This is a genomic window from Brevibacillus centrosporus, from assembly GCF_003710815.1.
GTDB classification, from domain to species: domain Bacteria; phylum Bacillota; class Bacilli; order Brevibacillales; family Brevibacillaceae; genus Brevibacillus; species Brevibacillus centrosporus.
Genome location: NZ_RHHP01000012.1, coordinates 21414 through 39686 on the forward strand (window position 1 = coordinate 21414; position 18273 = coordinate 39686).

Annotated in this window: 19 protein-coding genes, 13 tRNA genes and 1 pseudogene; 5 read left to right on the forward strand and 28 right to left on the reverse strand. The window is 50.5% G+C overall.

What is annotated here, in order from left to right:
* Window positions 1–75 precede the first annotated feature (75 nt).
* Window positions 76–957: a LysR family transcriptional regulator gene (locus tag EDM55_RS12415; protein WP_122960482.1), complete on the forward strand. Its 882-nt coding sequence runs from the start codon at window positions 76–78 to the stop codon at window positions 955–957.
* A 106-nt stretch (window positions 958–1063) separates the two neighbouring features.
* Here the strand turns inward: EDM55_RS12415 and EDM55_RS12420 are convergent, their stop codons facing one another.
* The 3 genes from EDM55_RS12420 to EDM55_RS12425 form a co-directional block, all read right to left on the reverse strand.
* Complete coding sequence (locus EDM55_RS12420; protein WP_141296008.1) at window positions 1064–1471, reverse strand: LytR/AlgR family response regulator transcription factor; 408 nt, start codon at window positions 1469–1471, stop codon at window positions 1064–1066.
* Window positions 1472–1704: 233 nt separating this feature from the next.
* Window positions 1705–1878 (reverse strand): hypothetical protein, encoded by a 174-nt coding sequence (locus tag EDM55_RS30255; protein ID WP_170184500.1) that lies wholly within the window; start codon window positions 1876–1878, stop codon window positions 1705–1707.
* A 222-nt stretch (window positions 1879–2100) separates the two neighbouring features.
* Window positions 2101–2436, reverse strand: coding sequence for a winged helix-turn-helix transcriptional regulator (locus EDM55_RS12425; RefSeq protein WP_122960484.1), 336 nt, complete (start codon window positions 2434–2436; stop codon window positions 2101–2103).
* A gap of 145 nt (window positions 2437–2581) precedes the next feature.
* On the opposite strand from EDM55_RS12425, the gene EDM55_RS12430 reads away from it, so the two are divergent.
* Together EDM55_RS12430 and EDM55_RS12435 are read left to right on the forward strand one after the other, a co-directional pair.
* Window positions 2582–3118 carry a GNAT family N-acetyltransferase gene (locus EDM55_RS12430; protein WP_092266491.1) on the forward strand — a complete coding sequence of 179 codons (537 nt, stop codon included), beginning with the start codon at window positions 2582–2584 and terminating at the stop codon, window positions 3116–3118.
* An 89-nt stretch (window positions 3119–3207) separates the two neighbouring features.
* Entirely contained in the window at window positions 3208–3597 is a 390-nt protein-coding gene (locus EDM55_RS12435) for a MerR family DNA-binding transcriptional regulator (protein WP_122960489.1), read from the forward strand.
* Here the strand turns inward: EDM55_RS12435 and yhbH are convergent.
* From yhbH to trmL, 5 genes are all read right to left on the reverse strand, one after another.
* Window positions 3489–4646, reverse strand: a complete 1158-nt coding sequence (yhbH, locus tag EDM55_RS12440; RefSeq protein WP_092266492.1) for a sporulation protein YhbH — start codon at window positions 4644–4646, stop codon at window positions 3489–3491. The genes EDM55_RS12435 and yhbH overlap by 109 nt on opposite strands.
* A 79-nt stretch (window positions 4647–4725) precedes the next feature.
* Window positions 4726–6624, reverse strand: coding sequence for an ATP-dependent protease PrkA (prkA, locus tag EDM55_RS12445; protein ID WP_092266493.1), 1899 nt, complete (start codon window positions 6622–6624; stop codon window positions 4726–4728).
* Between the two features lie 512 nt (window positions 6625–7136).
* Entirely contained in the window at window positions 7137–7643 is a 507-nt protein-coding gene (locus EDM55_RS12450) for a hypothetical protein (RefSeq protein ID WP_122960485.1), read from the reverse strand.
* A gap of 155 nt (window positions 7644–7798) precedes the next feature.
* Window positions 7799–8524, reverse strand: a complete 726-nt coding sequence (locus EDM55_RS12455; protein ID WP_122960486.1) for an HAD family hydrolase — start codon at window positions 8522–8524, stop codon at window positions 7799–7801.
* Between the two features lie 62 nt (window positions 8525–8586).
* Window positions 8587–9057: a tRNA (uridine(34)/cytosine(34)/5-carboxymethylaminomethyluridine(34)-2'-O)-methyltransferase TrmL gene (gene trmL / locus EDM55_RS12460; protein ID WP_092266496.1), complete on the reverse strand. Its 471-nt coding sequence runs from the start codon at window positions 9055–9057 to the stop codon at window positions 8587–8589.
* Window positions 9058–9206: 149 nt separating this feature from the next.
* Between trmL and EDM55_RS12465 the strand changes: the two genes are divergently transcribed.
* Entirely contained in the window at window positions 9207–9797 is a 591-nt protein-coding gene (locus EDM55_RS12465) for a hypothetical protein (protein WP_246071111.1), read from the forward strand.
* A gap of 136 nt (window positions 9798–9933) precedes the next feature.
* On the opposite strand, the gene EDM55_RS12470 is transcribed toward EDM55_RS12465, so the two are convergent.
* From EDM55_RS12470 to rnhA, 4 genes are all read right to left on the reverse strand, one after another.
* Window positions 9934–10911, reverse strand: coding sequence for an amidase domain-containing protein (locus tag EDM55_RS12470; RefSeq protein ID WP_122960487.1), 978 nt, complete (start codon window positions 10909–10911; stop codon window positions 9934–9936).
* A 130-nt stretch (window positions 10912–11041) separates the two neighbouring features.
* Window positions 11042–11593, reverse strand: coding sequence for a methylated-DNA--[protein]-cysteine S-methyltransferase (locus tag EDM55_RS12475; protein WP_092266498.1), 552 nt, complete (start codon window positions 11591–11593; stop codon window positions 11042–11044).
* A 51-nt stretch (window positions 11594–11644) separates the two neighbouring features.
* A complete protein-coding gene (gene queG / locus EDM55_RS12480; protein WP_122960488.1) occupies window positions 11645–12808 on the reverse strand; it encodes a tRNA epoxyqueuosine(34) reductase QueG in 1164 nt (387 codons plus the stop codon).
* Window positions 12805–13245, reverse strand: a complete 441-nt coding sequence (rnhA, locus tag EDM55_RS12485; RefSeq protein WP_092266500.1) for a ribonuclease HI — start codon at window positions 13243–13245, stop codon at window positions 12805–12807. The genes queG and rnhA overlap by 4 nt, the downstream gene beginning before the upstream one ends.
* 157 nt (window positions 13246–13402) lie before the next feature.
* Between rnhA and EDM55_RS12490 the strand changes: the two genes are divergently transcribed.
* Window positions 13403–14074 (forward strand): B3/B4 domain-containing protein, encoded by a 672-nt coding sequence (locus tag EDM55_RS12490; protein ID WP_092266501.1) that lies wholly within the window; start codon window positions 13403–13405, stop codon window positions 14072–14074.
* 17 nt (window positions 14075–14091) lie between these two features.
* On the opposite strand, the gene EDM55_RS12495 is transcribed toward EDM55_RS12490, so the two are convergent.
* From EDM55_RS12495 to EDM55_RS12570, 16 genes and pseudogenes are all read right to left on the reverse strand, one after another.
* Window positions 14092–15420 carry a purine/pyrimidine permease gene (locus tag EDM55_RS12495; protein ID WP_092266502.1) on the reverse strand — a complete coding sequence of 443 codons (1329 nt, stop codon included), beginning with the start codon at window positions 15418–15420 and terminating at the stop codon, window positions 14092–14094.
* 226 nt (window positions 15421–15646) lie between these two features.
* Window positions 15647–16226, reverse strand: a pseudogene (locus EDM55_RS12500) (NAD(P)/FAD-dependent oxidoreductase); the annotation flags it as partial.
* Window positions 16208–16762 carry a hypothetical protein gene (locus tag EDM55_RS12505; protein WP_246071110.1) on the reverse strand — a complete coding sequence of 185 codons (555 nt, stop codon included), beginning with the start codon at window positions 16760–16762 and terminating at the stop codon, window positions 16208–16210. The gene EDM55_RS12505 and the pseudogene EDM55_RS12500, both read right to left, overlap by 19 nt.
* 206 nt (window positions 16763–16968) lie before the next feature.
* A tRNA-Leu gene (locus tag EDM55_RS12510) sits at window positions 16969–17050 on the reverse strand.
* Between the two features lie 8 nt (window positions 17051–17058).
* Window positions 17059–17132, reverse strand: a tRNA-Cys gene (locus EDM55_RS12515).
* 31 nt (window positions 17133–17163) lie between these two features.
* Window positions 17164–17239: transfer RNA gene (locus EDM55_RS12520), tRNA-Gly, on the reverse strand.
* Between the two features lie 7 nt (window positions 17240–17246).
* Window positions 17247–17321: transfer RNA gene (locus EDM55_RS12525), tRNA-Gln, on the reverse strand.
* Window positions 17322–17348: 27 nt separating this feature from the next.
* Window positions 17349–17424: transfer RNA gene (locus EDM55_RS12530), tRNA-His, on the reverse strand.
* Between the two features lie 24 nt (window positions 17425–17448).
* A tRNA-Trp gene (locus EDM55_RS12535) sits at window positions 17449–17522 on the reverse strand.
* A 7-nt stretch (window positions 17523–17529) separates the two neighbouring features.
* Window positions 17530–17602: transfer RNA gene (locus EDM55_RS12540), tRNA-Phe, on the reverse strand.
* Window positions 17603–17636: 34 nt separating this feature from the next.
* Window positions 17637–17713: transfer RNA gene (locus EDM55_RS12545), tRNA-Asp, on the reverse strand.
* A 15-nt stretch (window positions 17714–17728) separates the two neighbouring features.
* A tRNA-Met gene (locus EDM55_RS12550) sits at window positions 17729–17805 on the reverse strand.
* Between the two features lie 9 nt (window positions 17806–17814).
* Window positions 17815–17890, reverse strand: a tRNA-Val gene (locus EDM55_RS12555).
* A 48-nt stretch (window positions 17891–17938) separates the two neighbouring features.
* Window positions 17939–18015: transfer RNA gene (locus EDM55_RS12560), tRNA-Glu, on the reverse strand.
* A 4-nt stretch (window positions 18016–18019) separates the two neighbouring features.
* Window positions 18020–18112 (reverse strand) — tRNA-Ser (locus tag EDM55_RS12565).
* Between the two features lie 3 nt (window positions 18113–18115).
* Window positions 18116–18191: transfer RNA gene (locus EDM55_RS12570), tRNA-Asn, on the reverse strand.
* Between the last annotated feature and the right edge of the window lie 82 nt (window positions 18192–18273).

The following is an 18273-nucleotide window of genomic DNA, read 5'->3' on the forward strand; positions in this document are numbered from 1 at the left end:
TAGATACAAGTATAGCTCAATACTATTTTTTCTATCTAAATAATAGTTTCAAACTATAATAAAAGGTGATTTCCCGTGGAGCTTAGACAGTTACAGTATTTCCTCACCCTGTGCAGTGAACTTCATTTTTCCGAGGCTGCCTTCAAGCTCGGCATTTCCCAACCCACTTTGAGTCAGCAAATACGCGTGCTGGAAGACGAAATAGGCGTCCCGTTGTTTGATCGAATCGGAAAGAAAACGCTCAAGACAGAAGCAGGAGCTATACTCGAGCATTACGCTTTGGAGATTTTCCAAAAGCTCGAAAATGCCAAAAGCGCCATCGCCGATCTGACCGATTTGCATGCCGGTCACCTGCGGGTAGCCGTTCTCGCCTCAGATCTGGATTATCGTTTTACATCGCTGCTGGTTGATTTCCATAAAGAATTTCCGCAAACCAAAGTGCAAATGATTCCCTCCATTAAAATCGTAGAAAAGGTTTTGGACAATGTCGTGGATATCGGGGTCGGACTCGCCTTCAAGACAGACAGCCGCTTGAACAGGATTCCTTTTTACACGGAAACCTACAGCCTGTACGTTCACGAAGACCATGAGCTCGCAAATCACGCTCAAGTCGATCCGCAAGAATTGGTCGATCTTCCTTTCGTCATGTATCCAACGGGCTTCTACGGCCGCAACTTAATTGATACGTGGTGCCAGGAGAACGGGATCACGATCGCGACCATCATGGAGACAGGGTCCGCCACCTCACTTTTGCAGCTTGTCCACGAAGGTGTAGGTGCCACGATTCAACCGAGCGAATTGATTACCAGCTTTCGATCGTTGCGTATTCGTGCCATCCCGATCCGCAATTCCCCGGTTCGTGAGCTGGAGATCTACTATCGAAATGATAAATATGTAAGCAAAGCCGCGACAGCGTTTATGAGAAAGCTGGAGGACTACTTCCATCGCCCTGGGTGATAGCCGCCTTCCACTCTATGTCCATAACAAAAGAAGAGGACCCTGCCAGGTCATGCAGCCCAGCAGGCGTCCTCTTTGCGTTGGGAATACGTTAGCTAGAGCACGCTCACTCTCCGTCCTTTTCACTATTAAAAGAGTCGCTCCCCGCCACTGACCTTTCCCTTTTCAAGCGATCCAATGTTATTTGCAGTCGTCTGATCTCCAACGGCTTTCGCATATAGTCGAACGCGCGCAGCTCAAGCGCATCCATGGCAAATCTCCCATCTCCGCTTACAAACACTATTTCTACATCCGGGACTGTCGATTTAAGCTGTCTCCCCATTTCCAAACCGTCAATCCCCGGCATGTAAATATCTGCGAACACGACATCCGGTTTTTGTTTTATTACGGCATGCATCGCTGCAACCGGATCTGTAAATGTTCCAATGACCTCTACATCGAGGCTGACCTGCTCCAGCATGTTTTTCAGATGTAACAATGCCAATCTCTCGTCGTCTATTAAGATTGCTTTCACCAAATTCCACTCTCCCTGCCAATGCCGTTGAACACCACGATAGCAAGTGGACCTCAACAAAAACTATACAAACGCTAGTACGACCTAGCGGCAGGTTCCAAAATCTGCACAAAAAAACACCCCGCTTTTCGCGAGGGCTGAAAAAGGTTGTTAACAGTGTAGTTAGTATCATTTCCATATTTTCACTTCTTCATACGTGGGCGCCCGATTCTAGGTCACTCCACATATGCTACCTATTTTCTTTCCAGCAAATACCTATCCTTCTGCTTCTTTACCGTTTCCTCATCCAACATCGTATTTGTCAGCACTTGACCAAGCAGCGCTTCTCTTACCTGCTCTTCACTCTCTACCTGGACAGGCTGCGGCTTGGATTTGCTGAGCATGGAATCTGCAATTTTATTTTTCATACTACCTCCGAAGATCCGTCTTGATGGTTATTCTTTCTATTCCTGCTGGATCGCATTCACCCATCTTATTCGTATCTTTCGCAGGGAATGGAAAAAATTATGAGCGTGAAACCCACCCTACATGCCACTTACCAGCCCGTGCAGCAGCCAGCTATCACTGTAGAACAGGCAAAAACAATCGCTCTCCAACAGAAAAAGAAAACGACTGATGATCCGACGGCACTAGCGATTTTGCATATGCTTTCCCCATCTGGCAAGGGCCTCAAGTGAAGGTACGAGGTCCTTGCCTTCTTGCGTCAGCGAGTATTCCACTCGTGGCGGAATTTCTAAATACTGCTTGCGCACAATCAGCCCTGTAATCTCCATCTCTTTTAGCACCTGTGACAGCATCATATTCGTGATTCCATCAATCCGTCGTTTCAGCTCGTTGTAACGCAGGGTATCATTTTTCCACAATGCCCAAATGATCGGGAGACGCCACTTGCCGCCAATGACATTCATGGCATACGTCAAAGGACAATTTTGAATATCCCGTTTTTGACTTTCCTCTTGCAGCATACCGACGCCCCTCTCCTTTACTCAGTTTTACCTGACTTAGTAGGCAAAACCTGCCTACTTGTTTTCGTTTCTCTATGTAATAAGATTATATCGTAGCTGCGAACACTTTTAAAATTTTCTGACATTTTTCGAGGGAGTGATTGTAATGGAATTGCGTTATGAAATTTTGCCAGATTCTCAAATAGAAGAATGTCGGGACTCCTGCAACGAGCTCATGGCTTTCCAAAAGTCGAAAGCGACCATCAAGCCTGAGCTTTTTGACAGCATGAATTTTGAAACGCGCTTGGTCCCATCCGTGAAGGCGGCTTTGCACAATTATACAGTCGTTGTAAAAGATGGGGAACAAATTGTCGGGTACGTTTATTCCAATATCTCTCCCAAGGAAGCTTACTCCAATTCCTTTGCTACCTTTTTTGATCTCTCCACTGTCCGTCAGAAAAATGTAGGCTGTCTCTCCCAATTCTATATAAAAGAAGGGTATCGACAATACGGCATCGGCTCCAAGCTTTTCGATCTGTCGATGAGCTGGCTGCAGCAATTTGAGGATGTAGAAGATTATTTTATCTACGTCTCAAACGGCAATGACAACGCCCTGGAATTTTACAAACGGAAAGGCTTTGCCGTAAGTCATCAGATTTTGGATGGGTTTATCACCGTATTGCGCAGCAAAAAGGCATCTTGAAACCTTCTTTGGGATTCCAATACGGCCTCCCTTTGCTCCTTGTAAAGCAGGCTACGATTCCGGCAGGTGGCATTTGGGGGGAGGCGGGCATGAGCGATCTAACAAAAACACAGCACGAAGAAACATTGTCGACTGATTTGGAAGACAACCGGGCATTTACGATTTCCAAAGCTGCTGAGATTACCGGACTCTCCACAGATACATTGCGCTATTACGAGAAGATCGGACTCGTCTCCACTCCCGAAAGAGGCGATAAGATAAGAAAAGGTGCCTTCGTACTCTTCACTGTTAACAAGAAAAGCTCTCCACCGTCTGTATCGGTGAAGAGCTTCTTGTTTTTTGCTTCCTCTATCCTTTTCCACTTCCTGCCTTACACGCCCACTTCCTTCTTCCCAAAAAACGCTCGCAGCGCCTTGTATACCTCTCCCTTTTCCCGGATCACGCAGTGCATGAACTTCGGCTCCTTGATGTGCCGATAGGCTGACATCAGGGTGGAGTGGCGGTTGTACTGATTCACCTCTCCGTAGCCAAACATGTTGCAGCGATCCATGAGCTCCTTCACCAGCTTGACGCAGCGCTCGTTGTCAGAGGTGAGGTTGTCGCCGTCAGAAAAGTGGAATGGGTAAATGTTGTACTGGGATGGCGGGTAGCGACTATCGATGATCTCCAACGCTTTTTTGTAGGCGGAGGAACAAATCGTTCCCCCGCTCTCGCCTTTGGAGAAAAAGGTATCTTCCGTCACTTCCTTTGCGTCCGTATGATGGGCGATGAAAACGATCTCGACCTTCTCATACTTCGTGCGCAAGAAGCGGACCATCCAGAAGAAAAAGCTGCGAGCAATATACTTCTCGAATACCCCCATAGATCCTGAGGTATCCATCATCGCGATGATGACCGCATTGGAGTGGGGTTTGATGATTTCCTCCCACGTTTTAAACCGCAAGTCGTCATCTGTGATGCCCAGTTCCAGATCGTTGTAGCCGGCCAGCCCGTTGCGGCGGATAGCGGCGATCAGCGTCCGTTTCTTATCGATGTTGCCCATCAAGCCCTTTTTGCGAACATCGTTAAACCGGGTTTCCTCAATCACGATCTGGTCTTCGTCTTTCTTTTGCAGGTTGGGCAGCTCCAGCTCGGCGAACAGCATTTCCTGCAGCTCTTCCACGCTGATCTCTGCCTCATAATAGTCCACACCAGGCTGATCTCCTGCGCCCTGCCCTTTTCCTGGCCCCTGCGCTGGATCACCGTCCTTGGCGACCACATCTCCTACCTTGCTGTTGCCTTTACCTTGACCGCCGTGCTTCCCTTTTTGGAAGTTGAAACGCAACCGGTACTCATCCAGGGAGCGAATAGGGATCTTGATAACTTCCCGACCGTTCGACATGATGATGTTTTCTTCGCTGACGAGATCAGGCAAGTTTTTCTTGATCGCTTCTTTCACTTTTTCCTGGTGTCGATTTTGGTCCTGGTACCCTTTGCGGTGCAGCGACCAGTCTTCCCGGGAGACAATGAACGATGTTGCATCTTCCATGCCGTCTCCTCCTAGCAACTGGCGCACTCTGCGCCGAATTTGACGTGCACGATCATGCCATGGCCGTGTTCTCGTATCGTTATCGATTCAGCAGGCTGCCGACGTAGCGCAAGAGCTCGTTGGCGCACATTGGGCAGTAATGATGCTCTTCGATGAGGCGCTTTGTCACTTCGTTGATCTTTTTCAGCTGATGCTCATCCGGCGTTTTGTTGGAGGTCGTAATTTTCACGACGTCCTTGAGGTCGGCAAACAGCTTCTTCTCGATCGCTTCCCGCAGACGATCATGCGTGCTGTAGTCAAATCGCTTTCCTTTGCGCGCATAAGCCGAAATGCGGATGAGGATCTCTTCCCGGAACGCACGCTTGGCATTTTCAGAAATGCCGATTTGCTCCTCGATGGAACGCATCAGGCGCTCATCTGGATCCATTTCCTCACCAGTAACGGGGTCCCGAATTTTGTTCATGTTGCAATAGGCTTCGACGTTATCCAGGTAATTGTCCATGAGCGTTTTGGCAGACTCCTCATAGCTGTATACGAAGGCCTTTTGCACTTCTTTTTTCGCGAGCTCGTCGTATTCCTTACGTGCGCTGGAGATGAAGTTCATGTACCGCTCCCGCTGCTCTTTGGTGATGGAAGGATGCTGGTCAAAGCCTTCCTTGAGCGCGCGCAGGATATCCAATGCATTGATGCACTCCGTGTCGCGGCGTATCAATGCACTGGAGATGCGGTTAATGACGTAACGGGGGTCGATTCCCGCCATTCCTTCATCTGCATGCTCGTTTCGCAATTCCTCGAGATCGGCGCCTTTGAAGCCCTCTACCGACTCGCCATCGTAGAGCCGCATCTTTTTCAGCAGATCGGCACCCTGTTTTTTCGAATCCTTCAATCGGGTAAGAATGGAAAAAATAGCAGCGGAACGCAGTGCATGCGGCGCTATGTGCACATGTCCCAGATCGGACTGTTTAATAAGCTTGGAATAAATTTTTTCCTCATCGCTCACCCGCAGGTTGTACGGCATCGGCATCACGATGATCCGGGACTGCAAGGCTTCGTTTTTCTTGTTCGCGATAAACGCCTTGTACTCGGATTCATTCGTATGGGCGACAATAAGCTCATCAGCAGAAATGAGCGCAAACCGTCCTGCCTTGAAGTTGCCTTCCTGTGTGAGGGACAGCAGGTGCCAGAGGAATTTTTCATCGCACTTCAGCATTTCCTGGAATTCCATCAGACCGCGGTTGGCCTTGTTTAACTCACCATCGAAACGATAGGCGCGCGGGTCGGACTCGGAGCCGTATTTCGTGATCGTCGAAAAGTCGATGCTTCCCGTCAAATCCGCGATGTCCTGAGATTTCGGGTCAGAAGGGCTGAACGTACCGATCCCGACGCGGTTGGCTTCCGAAAAAAGAATCCGGCAAACAGGGAAATCCTCGATGCATCCACCGTATTCCGATTCCAGACGCATCCGGTTGTACGGGGTAAGCTCTCCCTCGATTTTAATGCCAAGCTCTTCTTCCACCTCAGCGCGTAGTTCATGCGGAATGAGATGCAGCGGCTCTTCTTGCATCGGGCAGCCTTCCAGCGCATAGATGGCTCCCGCTTCGGTACGGGAATACTCCTCCAGTCCCCGTTTCAACATGGTCACCAACGTCGATTTACCACCGCTGACTGGGCCCATCAGCAGCAAAATCCGTTTGCGAACATCCAGACGGCGGGCAGCAGAGTGGAAATATTCTTCTACCAATCGCTCCACAGAACGGTCCAAACCAAAAATTTCACGGCTGAAAAATTGATACGAACGGCTGCCATCCTCATTCTCTTCCACACCGGCACTCTTGATCATGTTGTAGACGCGTGAATGTGCCGTTTGGGCGATCTGCGGATTTTTGCGAACCAGCTCCAAATATTCAGCGAACGTTCCTCTCCACATCAGGTTCTCTTCTCGGGCCCGGTGCTCGGATATACGTTTTAAAATGTCCATGCTCGACACTCCTCCCTCATAAGCCCCTCTCTCTTCCCCAACGACAATGTACTCTCATGTATATGTCTGCCTGCGGTCACGCATTCGCGTGGCACCCGTTTTCTTCGGTTTGGAGCAGGCTCGTAAAGCCTTTACATATGTGTATGCGAGACATCTGCACAAGTTTCAGCAATCTTGCCACAAAAAATTAAGGAGGTGTAGGGAAACTTGTCCTTTTCCTCCTCCAATTTGCCATTGACAGCCCTGCTAATCCGTTTGCAAAGTGGGCAGGCTACGCTATAATGGGAGTAGTTTGTTCACGAAAGGAGCAGTCGAACATGGGTGCGTTTATCGTAGCAGTGGTTTTTGCAGCTTTTCTTTTCTTCATTCTGACGGCTGGATACAACGAAGACAAAACCTGGAACCTGTAAGGATAGACAGAGGCGATCAGCTCGTTTTACGGCTTCTCGCTCCCAGGAAAAAAAGCAGACTGCCTCCATCAGGCAATCTGCTTTTTTTGTTCCAGTATGCGGTTATACTTTCTTTGCCGCCTTTTTCTCAGCCTTTTTCTCAGCCTTTTTCTCTGCCTTGCTCGCTTTGATTTCTTCCTTCAACTGCTTCGCCGTTTTGCCGCTTGCTTCGATTCCCAGCTTTTCTGCTTTCGTCGACAGCTTGGACAGTCCCGCTTCCTTCTTCGCTGCTTTAGCCGCTTGAATCGCCGCTTTTCCTTCCTCTTTCGTCTTCCCTGTGAGGTCGACTCCCCACTTCGCAGCTTTTGCTTCCCGTTTGGCCGTCTTTAGCGTTTTCTTTTCCGCCTGCTTGGCTGCCAGCTCAGCCTTAATCTCTGTGGCCGTTTTGCCAGCTGCTTCTACACCCAGCTTCTCCGCCTTTACCTGCAGCTTTTCCAGACGCTGCTCGGCTTTTTGCTCCTTTGTCGCCTTCGTTCCATGTGTGGAGGTGGTATCATCTTCCGCATTGACAATGGATACACCACTCACCAATAAGCTGCACAGTACAATGGAAGAAATCAGTTTCTTCATGGGATGCTCCCCTTCCTTTTGCCCAATCGGGTTATGTACAAGTCCAGCCTACCTTACGTCTTTGGGAAAAGTATGGGATTGGTGTAAATCCATCGTGATTTCGTCCAAAACAAAAGCAGGCTTGTCCTCTGCGACAGCCTGCTATGTCTTCGTCTTTAGCGTGCAAATACACCTGTACCTGCTTCAATCGCTTGGTACAGCTCCTCCAGCGATCCTCTCTGATCCACCGGATATTGCGGTTCTCCACGGTCCTCCATCCAGTTGGTTACCAGAAACGTCTTCATTCCCAGCTTGGATGCGACCATGTCTTCCTGCATGTGGTTGCCGACCATGACACAGTCGGTTGGCTCCACGCCGAGCTTCTCGCAGATTTCCGCAAAATAACTCGGGTTTGGCTTGGTGGAGTGCATGTCCTCATACACGGTGACCAGCTCAAATTCATCCGCCGTCATCCCGATCCAAGCAAGCCGGTGGTAGATCGCCTCTCGAGGGAACACCGGATTGGTTGCGACCGCGACTCGGAAGCCTTGATTTTTCGCTGCTTCCACGATCCTTTTTGCCCAAGGAGATGGATACGTCAGGTGGGACAAGGTCGGGAACACATCGCGGTAAAAGGAGTCAAACAACGGCCACACCTCTTCGCGCTTCCAGTCGCTGTGCGTCGTAAAGTACTCGATAAATACCTGTTCATTCGTCTTGTCAGGCTCCTGACTCACGATCATCGCTTTGGTCGCGTCCCAGATCAGCGAGAGGAGCTTTTGTGTATCAAATTGATCGCCGACATGACGACCGACTTCCTTCAAATAGCTTTTGACAAATGGGTCCGTCTGCATTTCCAAAAGTGTGCCGTCGAGGTCAAACAGGATCGTATTCACAGTCATTTTCCTTTTCTCTCCCTTGTTTATGGTCGGTCTGCGTGCCCTGCTCCGGTATCTGTGTCGTGTTATTTGAGCCCTGGGAAGCCTAGCTGGCGCAGGCCTTCAAACAGGACGATTGCCGCGCAGTTGGACAAATTGACAGAACGGGTAGCACCACTCATCGGAATCCGTATGGTCTGCTCACGGTAGCGGTCTGTCAGCTCTGGAGGAAGACCCGTCGTTTCTTTTCCCAAAATGATGTAGTCCCCATCGCGAAAGGAAACGTCCGAATAAAGCGTCTCTCCCCATGTCTCCACGAAGTAGAAGGTTCCCGCATCCGGCCCCTGCGACTCTGCAAAAGCTTCAAAGCTATCGTGATAATGGATGTTTACTGCGTGCCAATAATCCAGGCCAGCACGTTTCAAATAACGATCATCGGTAGAAAAACCAAGCGGGTGAATCAGATGCAAATGTGCGCCTGTCGCTGCGCAGGAACGGGCAATATTTCCCGTGTTCGCAGGGATGAGCGGCTCATGCAATACGATGTGTAACGGCATACCGGCAAATCTCCTCATGTCCCGAACTAAAAATCAAACCAAGCTCTATTATACATAAAGAAACATAGCCATGACCACCTAGCAGCTGCTGTAACAAAAAGTCACCCTCTTGCATCTAAAAGAAAATCGATGAAAAGGGTGTGGTCATCGTGTTCGAAATGGAAAGCAAATGGCTTCGTTCATGGACCTATGTTTTCTGTCTGCTGCTGCTCGCAGCCGCATCTGGCTGGAAGTGGCACCACTTTGCTATGTTTCCCCCTATGGAAACCTGGAGCATGCTGTTCGGTTATTTCGCTTTTTTCCTGATCGGTGCGACCTTGTTGATCGGTCCACTATGTACCTGGCTGCCTGCCAGATGGGCCCCAACGTTGCTGTCTATCCGCCGCGATGTGGGGATCTGTGCCGGACTGACTGGGCTTCTTCACGTCGCTTTGGTGCTTATCCTTTTTCAGGGAGAACCTCGGTTGTTGATCATCTCTGATAGCCAAGCTCCCAAAGCAGATGGCTGGCTCGGCCTGTTCTTTCTCTCCTCTGCGGAAAACGGTTCTTGGGAGTGGCCCGTCCCGAACTGGTCATTAGCTGGAGTAGCCAATTACCTGGGAGCTTGTGCACTTCTTATCCTTTTCGTACTCTGGGTGAGCTCCTATCTCCCCGCCAAAAATGGTTGGGCACAGCTGCCTGGAAGCGGCTACATCTCTCTAATCCTTTATTATTCTTGCTTGTTTTGTTTCACGGATTAATCTACGTGCAGACCATCAAAGGAGAGCCGCATTCTTTCGCTGATCTTCTGTGGCTCGCTGTCCTCGTCTGGCTCGCTCGGAGCCTGAGCTTTCTGACTGCGATCTTGCGACGAAAACGGTAACGGCACTCCCCTGCTTACACCCCTCTAATATGAAAAAACGCATAACGCATATTGGGTGTATAGGCTGTAGAATCCTCATACGCCCAGTATCGCATGCTGCTGTCGGTTGTATGCGCATTGACGAGCGGCATATTGTTGGCATCCTTGGCAACGACGATCGTATTGTGCTGAAAACGTCCATCGCCATCGAAGTCATAGCAAATAATATCGCCCGGCTCCAGCTGGTCCGGAGATGATTTTGTCACGGCCCGCATCGGTGCAGCTCCTGATTTGAGCATCAGGTACAAAGCATGGGCAACCGACCAGCTGTAGCTCCACTCGCCGCCTTTTCCCGTCCGAATCCACCAGCCTCTCCCTTTCTCCTTGGAAAAGAGCATGGGAATTCCCCCAGCGTACAGACATTGCGAAATAAAGTTCGTGCAATCGTCAGTAAAATGCGGGTAGGCTGGGTTTGGCGAGTTCCAATACCGCTCCGCATACGCCACTGCATTCCACGGATTGTATCCGCCTGCCCCATGCACGACAAGCAACGGCTGGGAAACAGCGTCCTCCACCATCGAGGTGGCCCCTTCTGCTTCCTCCTCCCCTTGCAAAGAGTCGAACGGTACTTTCGCGTCACCGTCCCACTCCGTATGAGAATCGATGCGCCAGCTCGCTGCTTCTTTTTGCAAACGAATCCGATGGACAAAGCGGCTGGCTTCTGACAGTAAATGCTCTCCCATTCCATAGTGGCGTTTTCCGCTCCAGGAGAGCAAAATGTCCATCGACTGCTCCGTTTCCATCCAACATAAAGGGACCAGCCTTCCCTGAACGGACTGTGTCTGTCCCCCACGCCCCACCAGCTGCACGTGCTCTCGCCTCATGCGTTCCCATTCATTCTTTGTTCCCTGTCCGTGGTCGGAATAGTAAGGCAGCAAACGCTGATACTCGCCATCCAGCCACGCCTTCTGCACGCTATCAAAATAGCTTCGGATAAACTGTCGCCAGTCCACTCGCCTCTCCTCCTTCACCAGCCACCATTGGACTTTGCCTGCCGTCTGCTCAATGAAGAATATGTCACAGGCGACTCGTTCAGAAGAAAAAGAAAAGCTATCCGTTAGAGTCGGATAGCTTGGCTACCCGTCAGAAGCGGATAGCTTGATCTAGTGTAGTCTGTATGTGCAGCGGAACGCCTTCGAGGGCTAGCAAATGCTCCTTGATCGGCAATCCTCCTCCGTAGCCAACCAGTGCACCATTCGATCCGATCACACGATGGCAAGGAATGATGATCGGAATCGGGTTGCGATTGTTCGCTCCTCCGATCGCTCGTACAGCCTTCGCTGCCCCGATCGCCAAAGCAATGTCCTTATAGGATTTCGTCTCCCCATAGGGAATATCGGCAAGCGCGTTCCAAACGGATTTCTGAAACGGCGTCCCATATAAAACGATCGGCAAGTCAAAGACCTTTCTTTCCCCGGCAAAATACTCCTCCAGCTGCTTTTTAGCTGCTGCATTGCGCTCGTCATCGCGCACGGGAGTTACACCTAAAAACGTCTTTTTGCACCAACGCGTAAGCTGTGCGATCCCATCCTGCTCTACTTCAAACTGGATATGGCACAGCCCTTCTTCGGTAGAAGCAAGCAACAACGGTCCAATCGGTGAGTCCATGATGGTATACCCCAATCCATTTGCCATCCAACGTTCCTCCCATACCCGTTTTCCTTGTTCTTTTCTACACACGTCTGACTAGTGACTGCTTGCCGATTGCTCCGGGAGCATCGCCAGTCCTTTTTGCACCTCTGCCAGTACGGCAGCGTCACTCTCACGCTCGATCGCCTTCATCAAAGCCAATCGTGCCTCATCTCCGCCGATTTTCCCTAGTGCCCATCCAGCCGTTCCCCGAATGACGGGACGCGGGTCGTTCTCCAACAAGCGAGCCAGATGCGGAACGGCCGTCTTGTCCTTGAAATGAGCAAGCGCCAATATCGCATTTCGCTGAATTGGCTTTTTCCCCCTCCAGGATGACGAGGAAAGGCCAAATTTTTCCTTGAACTCTTTATTGCTCATGTCCAGTAAAGGCAGCAGGAGCGGCTTGGCGATCTCGGGATCTGGCTGAAATTCTGCATGATGGGTATTGTTGAGGCGGCGATTTTTCGGACACACCGTCTGGCACGTATCGCATCCGTAAAGCCGGTTGCCTATTTTTCCGCGGAATTCATCAGGAATGAAATCCTTTACTTGTGTCAAATACGCGACACATCGCTGGGCGTCCAGCTGTCCACCCTGTACCAGCGCACCGGTCGGACAGGCATCCACACAAATATTGCAATCTCCGCAGCCTTCCTCTACTGGCTGATCCGCGGGCAGGGGCAGATTGGTGACCAGCTCCCCCAAATACACCCACGAACCGAATTCCTCCGTAATCAAAGCGCAGTTCTTGCCTACAAACCCAAGTCCTGCTCGCTCTGCAACCGCTCGATCCGAAAGCGCCCCCGTATCTACCATCGACTCGATCTTTACTCCCGGCTCGAGCTCGGTAATAAAGGCACTCAGCTTGGCTAGCTTGTCGCGCAAAACATGGTGGTAATCGGTGCCCCATGCCGCTCTGCACAAGATCCCGCGATAGGCCCCGGGCTCTGACTTCGGTGGATTTTCCAGCTTGGAAGGATACGCCAACGCAATAGAAATCAAGGAGCGCGCCCCTTCAACGAGCAAGCCTGGCTCTGTACGCTTATCCAGATCCGGCTCCTCAAAGCCTGATTCGTACCCTTTTTCCCGATGGACAATTAGCCTTTCTTTCAGCTCCAGAAAGGGATCAGCACTCGCAAAACCAATTTTGTCGATCCCGATCTGTGCGGCATAATCGATGATGGACTGCTTCGTTTGTTCCCAGTACTGCTGATTGCTCACAGCTGCTTGATCGCTCCTGTCGCGAGCTCATCGCATCGATTATTCCACTTGTTGTCCGCATGTCCCTTTACTTTTACGTACTGCACTTTATGCGTATCCATCAATCGAAGCAGCTCTTTCCACAAATCCTGATTCTCCACCTGCTGTCCCTTGCTGTTCTTCCAGCCGTTTTTCAGCCAGCCTTTGTACCAGCCCTGCAAAAAGCAGTTGACCAGATAGGCGCTATCGCTGTACAAGGTCACCTGACAAGGCTCCTTCAAAACAGAAAGCGCCTCGATCGCAGCCTTCAGCTCCATCCGGTTGTTGGTCGTATTCGGTTCTGCACCGGACATCTCCTTGATATGCTGTCCGTACATCAATACGGCTCCCCAGCCGCCAGGACCTGGGTTGCCTGAACAAGCTCCGTCTGTATAAATCTGTACTTCTCGTGTCGTCATCGTCAGGGGATTCCTCCTTCTATTCTTTTTCCACTCTATATCGAAAAGGCATGACTTGTTTTATCTAGTGCTTTTTCTATTGTAACGAAGGTTAGTCGCTTCCACAAAAAAAATTTGTTATACTACCAAAAATAGGTTCGAAAAGGAGTGACACATGATGAAAGTACAGCTGGACGCCACTGTGTCCGAACGCCTCCCTCGCCTTTCCCTGGGCATTCTCCACTACAGCGGTGCTTCCGTCAGCGACTCTCCCAAAATGCTTCAAGGACGCATCAACTACTTTGTCGAAGGGCTTCGCCTGGAGCACGATGTGTCCAAACTGACTGAAATCGAAGGCATCCGGGAATGGCGTGCTGCTTTTAAACAAGCGGGGATCGACCCGTCTCGGTACCGCCCCTCTTCAGAAGCCCTGCTCCGCCGACTTCTCCAGGGAAATGCCTTCTTCTGGATCAACAGCGCAGTGGATATCAATAATTTCTTCTCCGTCCACCACGCTCTTCCTTTTGGCATCTATGACCAGGACCAGCTCGTGGGTGATGTAGTATTTCGAATCGGACGCGCGGATGACATTTATGAAGGCTTGAACGGACGCGAGGTCAATATGGAAGGCAAGCTGCTGCTCGCGGACGAAAACGGGGCATTCGGCAGCCCGATCGTCGATTCCAAGCGCACCAGTGTTACTGAAAGCAGCCGCAATCTCATGCAGGTCATTTTCTTTCACGAGCAGGTCTCTGCACAAAAGCAGGACGAGATACTCGGCTCAGTAGGCAGAATGTTTACAGAGATAAACGGTGGCGAAGTTACTAGCTCCTACCTCCTGCATTCCTAAAAAAGAAAGACGGCCCGTCAAGCTGCGTGGTCGTCTTTCTTTTGCGTATCTCCTTTTTGGCGGAAAACGACGTGCTCCAGTAGCAGACAAACAATTACCCCTAGCAGTAAGCCATTCCCGAATAAAAAGCTGACAAGAGCCGGCAAGTGCTGCCAAGCTGTCGCCGGCACGAACATGACGCCAATCCCCACCAGCAGCGAGCTTCCGCCAACCATAATGGTTCGATCGTCCATTTTGACGTTCACGTAATCCTTCAGTCCAAAGCCGAGCAGCTGTGTGTAGGAAATAAACATCGCGGCATACGCGACCGGTGTAGGCAGAGCTGCCAAAAAATGAGCCACATACGGGAACAAGCCGATCGCCATGATCCCGATCATCGCCAGCATGAAAGGCAGTCGAGCTGCCATTCTCGTCGTCTGGATGACAGCAGCTGCCAGAGAGAGCGGAATCATCCCCACTACGCCACCCAATCCGGAAAGCACATGAGAGACGCCTGTAAAGACCCCACCGCGATTGTATTGCTGCTCAGTCGGCACCGTATCTGTGGCTTTCCCCATAACAACCATGCTTGTCACCAGATTCGTCAACAGGACAAAGCCTGTCAGCATACTCGTCAGAACGACACCCCAATCCCAGCGAGGAGCTCCCCAGAAAAAGAGCGATGGCCACGCAATCACTTGCTCTGCCGGGCGAACAGGCTCTGTCCAGCCCATGACGGCATATAGCACCCAGCCAATGACCATTCCAAACAGGACGGCAAAGCTGGAAAACCTCTTCGTACGCATGACCAAAACCACCAATGCCACAATTGCGACGGAAACGATCGCAACGTGCGGGATCACCTCTTTGGAATGCTGAAATCCGATCCCGAGCATCCCTGCCAGGATATTGCTGCATAGCGAGACGGCAAGCAAGATCATATACGTTCCCGAAACGAGCGGAGTAAACCATCTCTGCAGCTTCCCAATCCATCCCATCAAACCGAAGACCATAAACAGCAGCCCAGCCATGCCTAGGCCAATTTGAAAGGACTGACCGATCTCACGCGGCTGCAGCCCCACACTGGTTCCTATTTGTGCCAAAATAATAAAGATTCCCCACCACAGCCCTGCTGGTCCTTCCAGCATCGGATAGCGGTGGCCGATCCATACTTGCAGTAGGGATGCCAATCCGATAAAGAACATCGTTTGCTGCATCAGATTGCCAATCTCATCCGCCTGCAGTCCATAGACGTCTCCGATCATCAGCGGAACCGCCACACTGCTGGAGACCGCGACAATCATCCATTGGAGTGCCGACAATATCGTTGTGCCAACTGGCGGTTTATCATGCAAACCGTACTTCATTTGAAACCACCTCATTTTCCCTTACTGACAAAAACCCCCCACGTATTCCCTATTCCCGAAAAGACTGAGCTATTCAAAGACGATTGTAATTTTACCAACCTGGTTATTTGCAAGCGGGCGCTAGACATATGAAAGTATACAATACCGCTTTGAATATAACCATCTGGTTTCCTCGCAAATATGCAGACCCATCATACCCCTGCATCAGAGTCTGCTGCATAAAGGGCTATTTCCTATCCATGCGACTTTGGAAAATATCGTTGTGGGAAGAAAAAATTCCACCTTTTTGCGCTTCCGGCTGAATAAATAATTTCGTCTGGTTTACAGCATTCGCGGCATCTTGGAAAGCTCCAGCCATCAAGTGAACTTTTCCCTCATACTTCAGGACATCACCCGCTGCGTAAATGCCCGGCACAGAGGTCGTGCTAGTGGCTAGACCCGATAAAACGATCTTCGCTTAATTCGAGCTTCACTTTGCTATTTTCCAATAAAGATCTGTCGCGCTCATAGCCATGATTAATGATCACTTCGTCAATGTAGAGCTCCTGCACTTCCCCTGTCACGTGGTTGGTCAGCTCAACTCTCTCAATCTTCTCATGATCAGCAGAAGCAATCAGCCTGGTAATGGAGGTATCCAAAAAGCATTTTACTGAGCTGTTCATGAGCTGTTTTACCTGCGCTTCGTGCCCCGATAAAGTGTCTTTCCGATAAGTGAGGTATACTTGATGAGCGAGCGGTTCAAGCTCATTTGCCCAATCAGCCGCCGAGTTTCCTCCACCAGAAATGATTATAGTCTTATCTTTAAAACGCATCTCGATATTTGCTCAAATAACGCTTGCTCTCCATCGTTGCTTTGGTTGCGGACACAGACGAACAGTTCCTCTGGTGCACAACGAAACAGCATTTCAGTCTGAAAGGCGGAAATCCCGCCCGGCTCACGAGACACCTTCCACAGGAGCCCCAGAAGCTCCGTCAGACGTGGGCTATGCCCGGGTACAAGCTCAAAATGCGATTTTGGGAGACAGAACCCTCCTGGCTCTGGTGCACAGATTCGATACAGCACGAGCAAGTACTCCCATCTGCTGTCGCCAAGTACATGCCGATCCAGTTGCATATGCGCGCCACCGTGCACCACATTCCCCAGGGCAAGCGTATAGGGCGTTCCATTAAAAACAAACTCAGCCTTCCCTCTTAAGGGAAACACAAAGCCTGGAAAAGTCTCCGTATTGCCATCACAACGCATTCCCGGATCACGCGAATAGCGAAAAACCTGCTCCACTCGGAAAGAAGTATGTGCATAATGCTCCGCGAGCATATTGATATCGATTTTTATGGGAAACACCCCCATTTTCTGTGGATGCAGCAAAGATACGCTATAGTGATAATCATTTTGCTAGTCATCCCTCTATTCATCTTACTTATGATGAGATTGATAATCAATATTAATCGTGCTATTCACGTACTTATGACCGAACTAGTCATGTCACAAAGACAAATAAAAAAGCCCTGAAATCAATAAAATTGATGTTCAGAGCTTTCTTATATGTATGGTGCCGGTGAAGGGACTTGAACCCCCACGGTTTCCCTCACGATTTTGAGTCGCGCGCGTCTGCCATTCCGCCACACCGGCAAATCATATGGAGGAGGCACCCGGATTTGAACCGGGGATAAGGGTTTTGCAGACCCGTGCCTTACCCCTTGGCTATGCCTCCATGTTCTAAGCATTCGATTTGATGAAGCTTATGGAGCGGACGAAGGGTCTCGAACCCTCGACCTTCGCCTTGGCAAGGCGACGCTCTACCAATTGAGCTACGTCCGCATATAAATGGCTGGGGTACTAGGATTTGAACCTAGGAATGACGGAGTCAAAGTCCGTTGCCTTACCGCTTGGCTATACCCCAATAAGTAATCCCCAACTTTGAAAAGAATGGGGCGATCGATGGGACTTGAACCCACGAGTGCCGGAGCCACAATCCGGTGCGTTAACCCCTTCGCCACGACCGCCATGTATCATGCTTCATTCAAAAGTGGCAGGGGCAGTAGGAATCGAACCCACACCAAAGGTTTTGGAGACCTTCGTTCTACCTTTAAACTATGCCCCTACAAAGGTGGCTCGGGACGGAATCGAACCGCCGACACGAGGATTTTCAGTCCTCTGCTCTACCGACTGAGCTACCGAGCCTTATGTATTCAATCGCCATTTCTTTGAAAGAAAATGGCGGAGCTGACGGGACTCGAACCCGCGACCTCCGGTGTGACAGACCGGCGTGAACTCCAACTTCACCACAGCTCCATAAAGGAGAAAATTTGGTTGCGGGAGCAGGATTTGAACCTGCGACCTTCGGGTTATGAGCCCGACGAGCTACCGAGCTGCTCCATCCCGCGACGATATTATGGTGGAGGCTGACGGGATCGAACCGCCGACCCTCTGCTTGTAAGGCAGATGCTCTCCCAGCTGAGCTAAGCCTCCACGTTTCCCCGACACATGTCGGGCCCTACAGAGTAGGAATGTTTTGTATGGTGACCCGTAGGGGATTCGAACCCCTGTATGACAGCGTGAAAGGCTGCTGTGTTAAACCGCTTCACCAACGGGCCAATATGGCGGATGGAGTGGGATTTGAACCCACGAGACGGGTCGACCCCGCCTACACGATTTCCAATCGTGCTCCTTCGGCCGCTCGGACATCCATCCATATGGCTCCTCGGGACGGACTCGAACCGCCGACCGATCGGTTAACAGCCGATTGCTCTACCAACTGAGCTACCGAGGAACGTTTGAAGGATTCGTACCTTCAAAACTGGAACTGCATGTTTGCTAAGAGTGTGGATAAGTCCTCGACCGATTAGTATTCG

Excerpts from the sequence above, each read along its gene's own strand:
- EDM55_RS30255 (WP_170184500.1), bottom strand. The coding sequence starts at position 1,878 with ATGAAAAATAAAATTGCAGATTCCATGCTCAGCAAATCCAAGCCGCAG.
- EDM55_RS12425 (WP_122960484.1), bottom strand. The coding sequence starts at position 2,436 with ATGCTGCAAGAGGAAAGTCAAAAACGGGATATTCAAAATTGTCCTTTG.
- EDM55_RS12430 (WP_092266491.1), top strand. The coding sequence starts at position 2,582 with ATGGAATTGCGTTATGAAATTTTGCCAGATTCTCAAATAGAAGAATGT.
- EDM55_RS12435 (WP_122960489.1), top strand. The coding sequence starts at position 3,208 with ATGAGCGATCTAACAAAAACACAGCACGAAGAAACATTGTCGACTGAT.
- yhbH (WP_092266492.1), bottom strand. The coding sequence starts at position 4,646 with ATGGAAGATGCAACATCGTTCATTGTCTCCCGGGAAGACTGGTCGCTG.
- prkA (WP_092266493.1), bottom strand. The coding sequence starts at position 6,624 with ATGGACATTTTAAAACGTATATCCGAGCACCGGGCCCGAGAAGAGAAC.
- EDM55_RS12450 (WP_122960485.1), bottom strand. The coding sequence starts at position 7,643 with ATGAAGAAACTGATTTCTTCCATTGTACTGTGCAGCTTATTGGTGAGT.
- EDM55_RS12455 (WP_122960486.1), bottom strand. The coding sequence starts at position 8,524 with ATGACTGTGAATACGATCCTGTTTGACCTCGACGGCACACTTTTGGAA.
- trmL (WP_092266496.1), bottom strand. The coding sequence starts at position 9,057 with ATGCCGTTACACATCGTATTGCATGAGCCGCTCATCCCTGCGAACACG.
- EDM55_RS12475 (WP_092266498.1), bottom strand. The coding sequence starts at position 11,593 with ATGGCAAATGGATTGGGGTATACCATCATGGACTCACCGATTGGACCG.
- rnhA (WP_092266500.1), bottom strand. The coding sequence starts at position 13,245 with ATGACGACACGAGAAGTACAGATTTATACAGACGGAGCTTGTTCAGGC.
- EDM55_RS12490 (WP_092266501.1), top strand. The coding sequence starts at position 13,403 with ATGAAAGTACAGCTGGACGCCACTGTGTCCGAACGCCTCCCTCGCCTT.
- EDM55_RS12495 (WP_092266502.1), bottom strand. The coding sequence starts at position 15,420 with ATGAAGTACGGTTTGCATGATAAACCGCCAGTTGGCACAACGATATTG.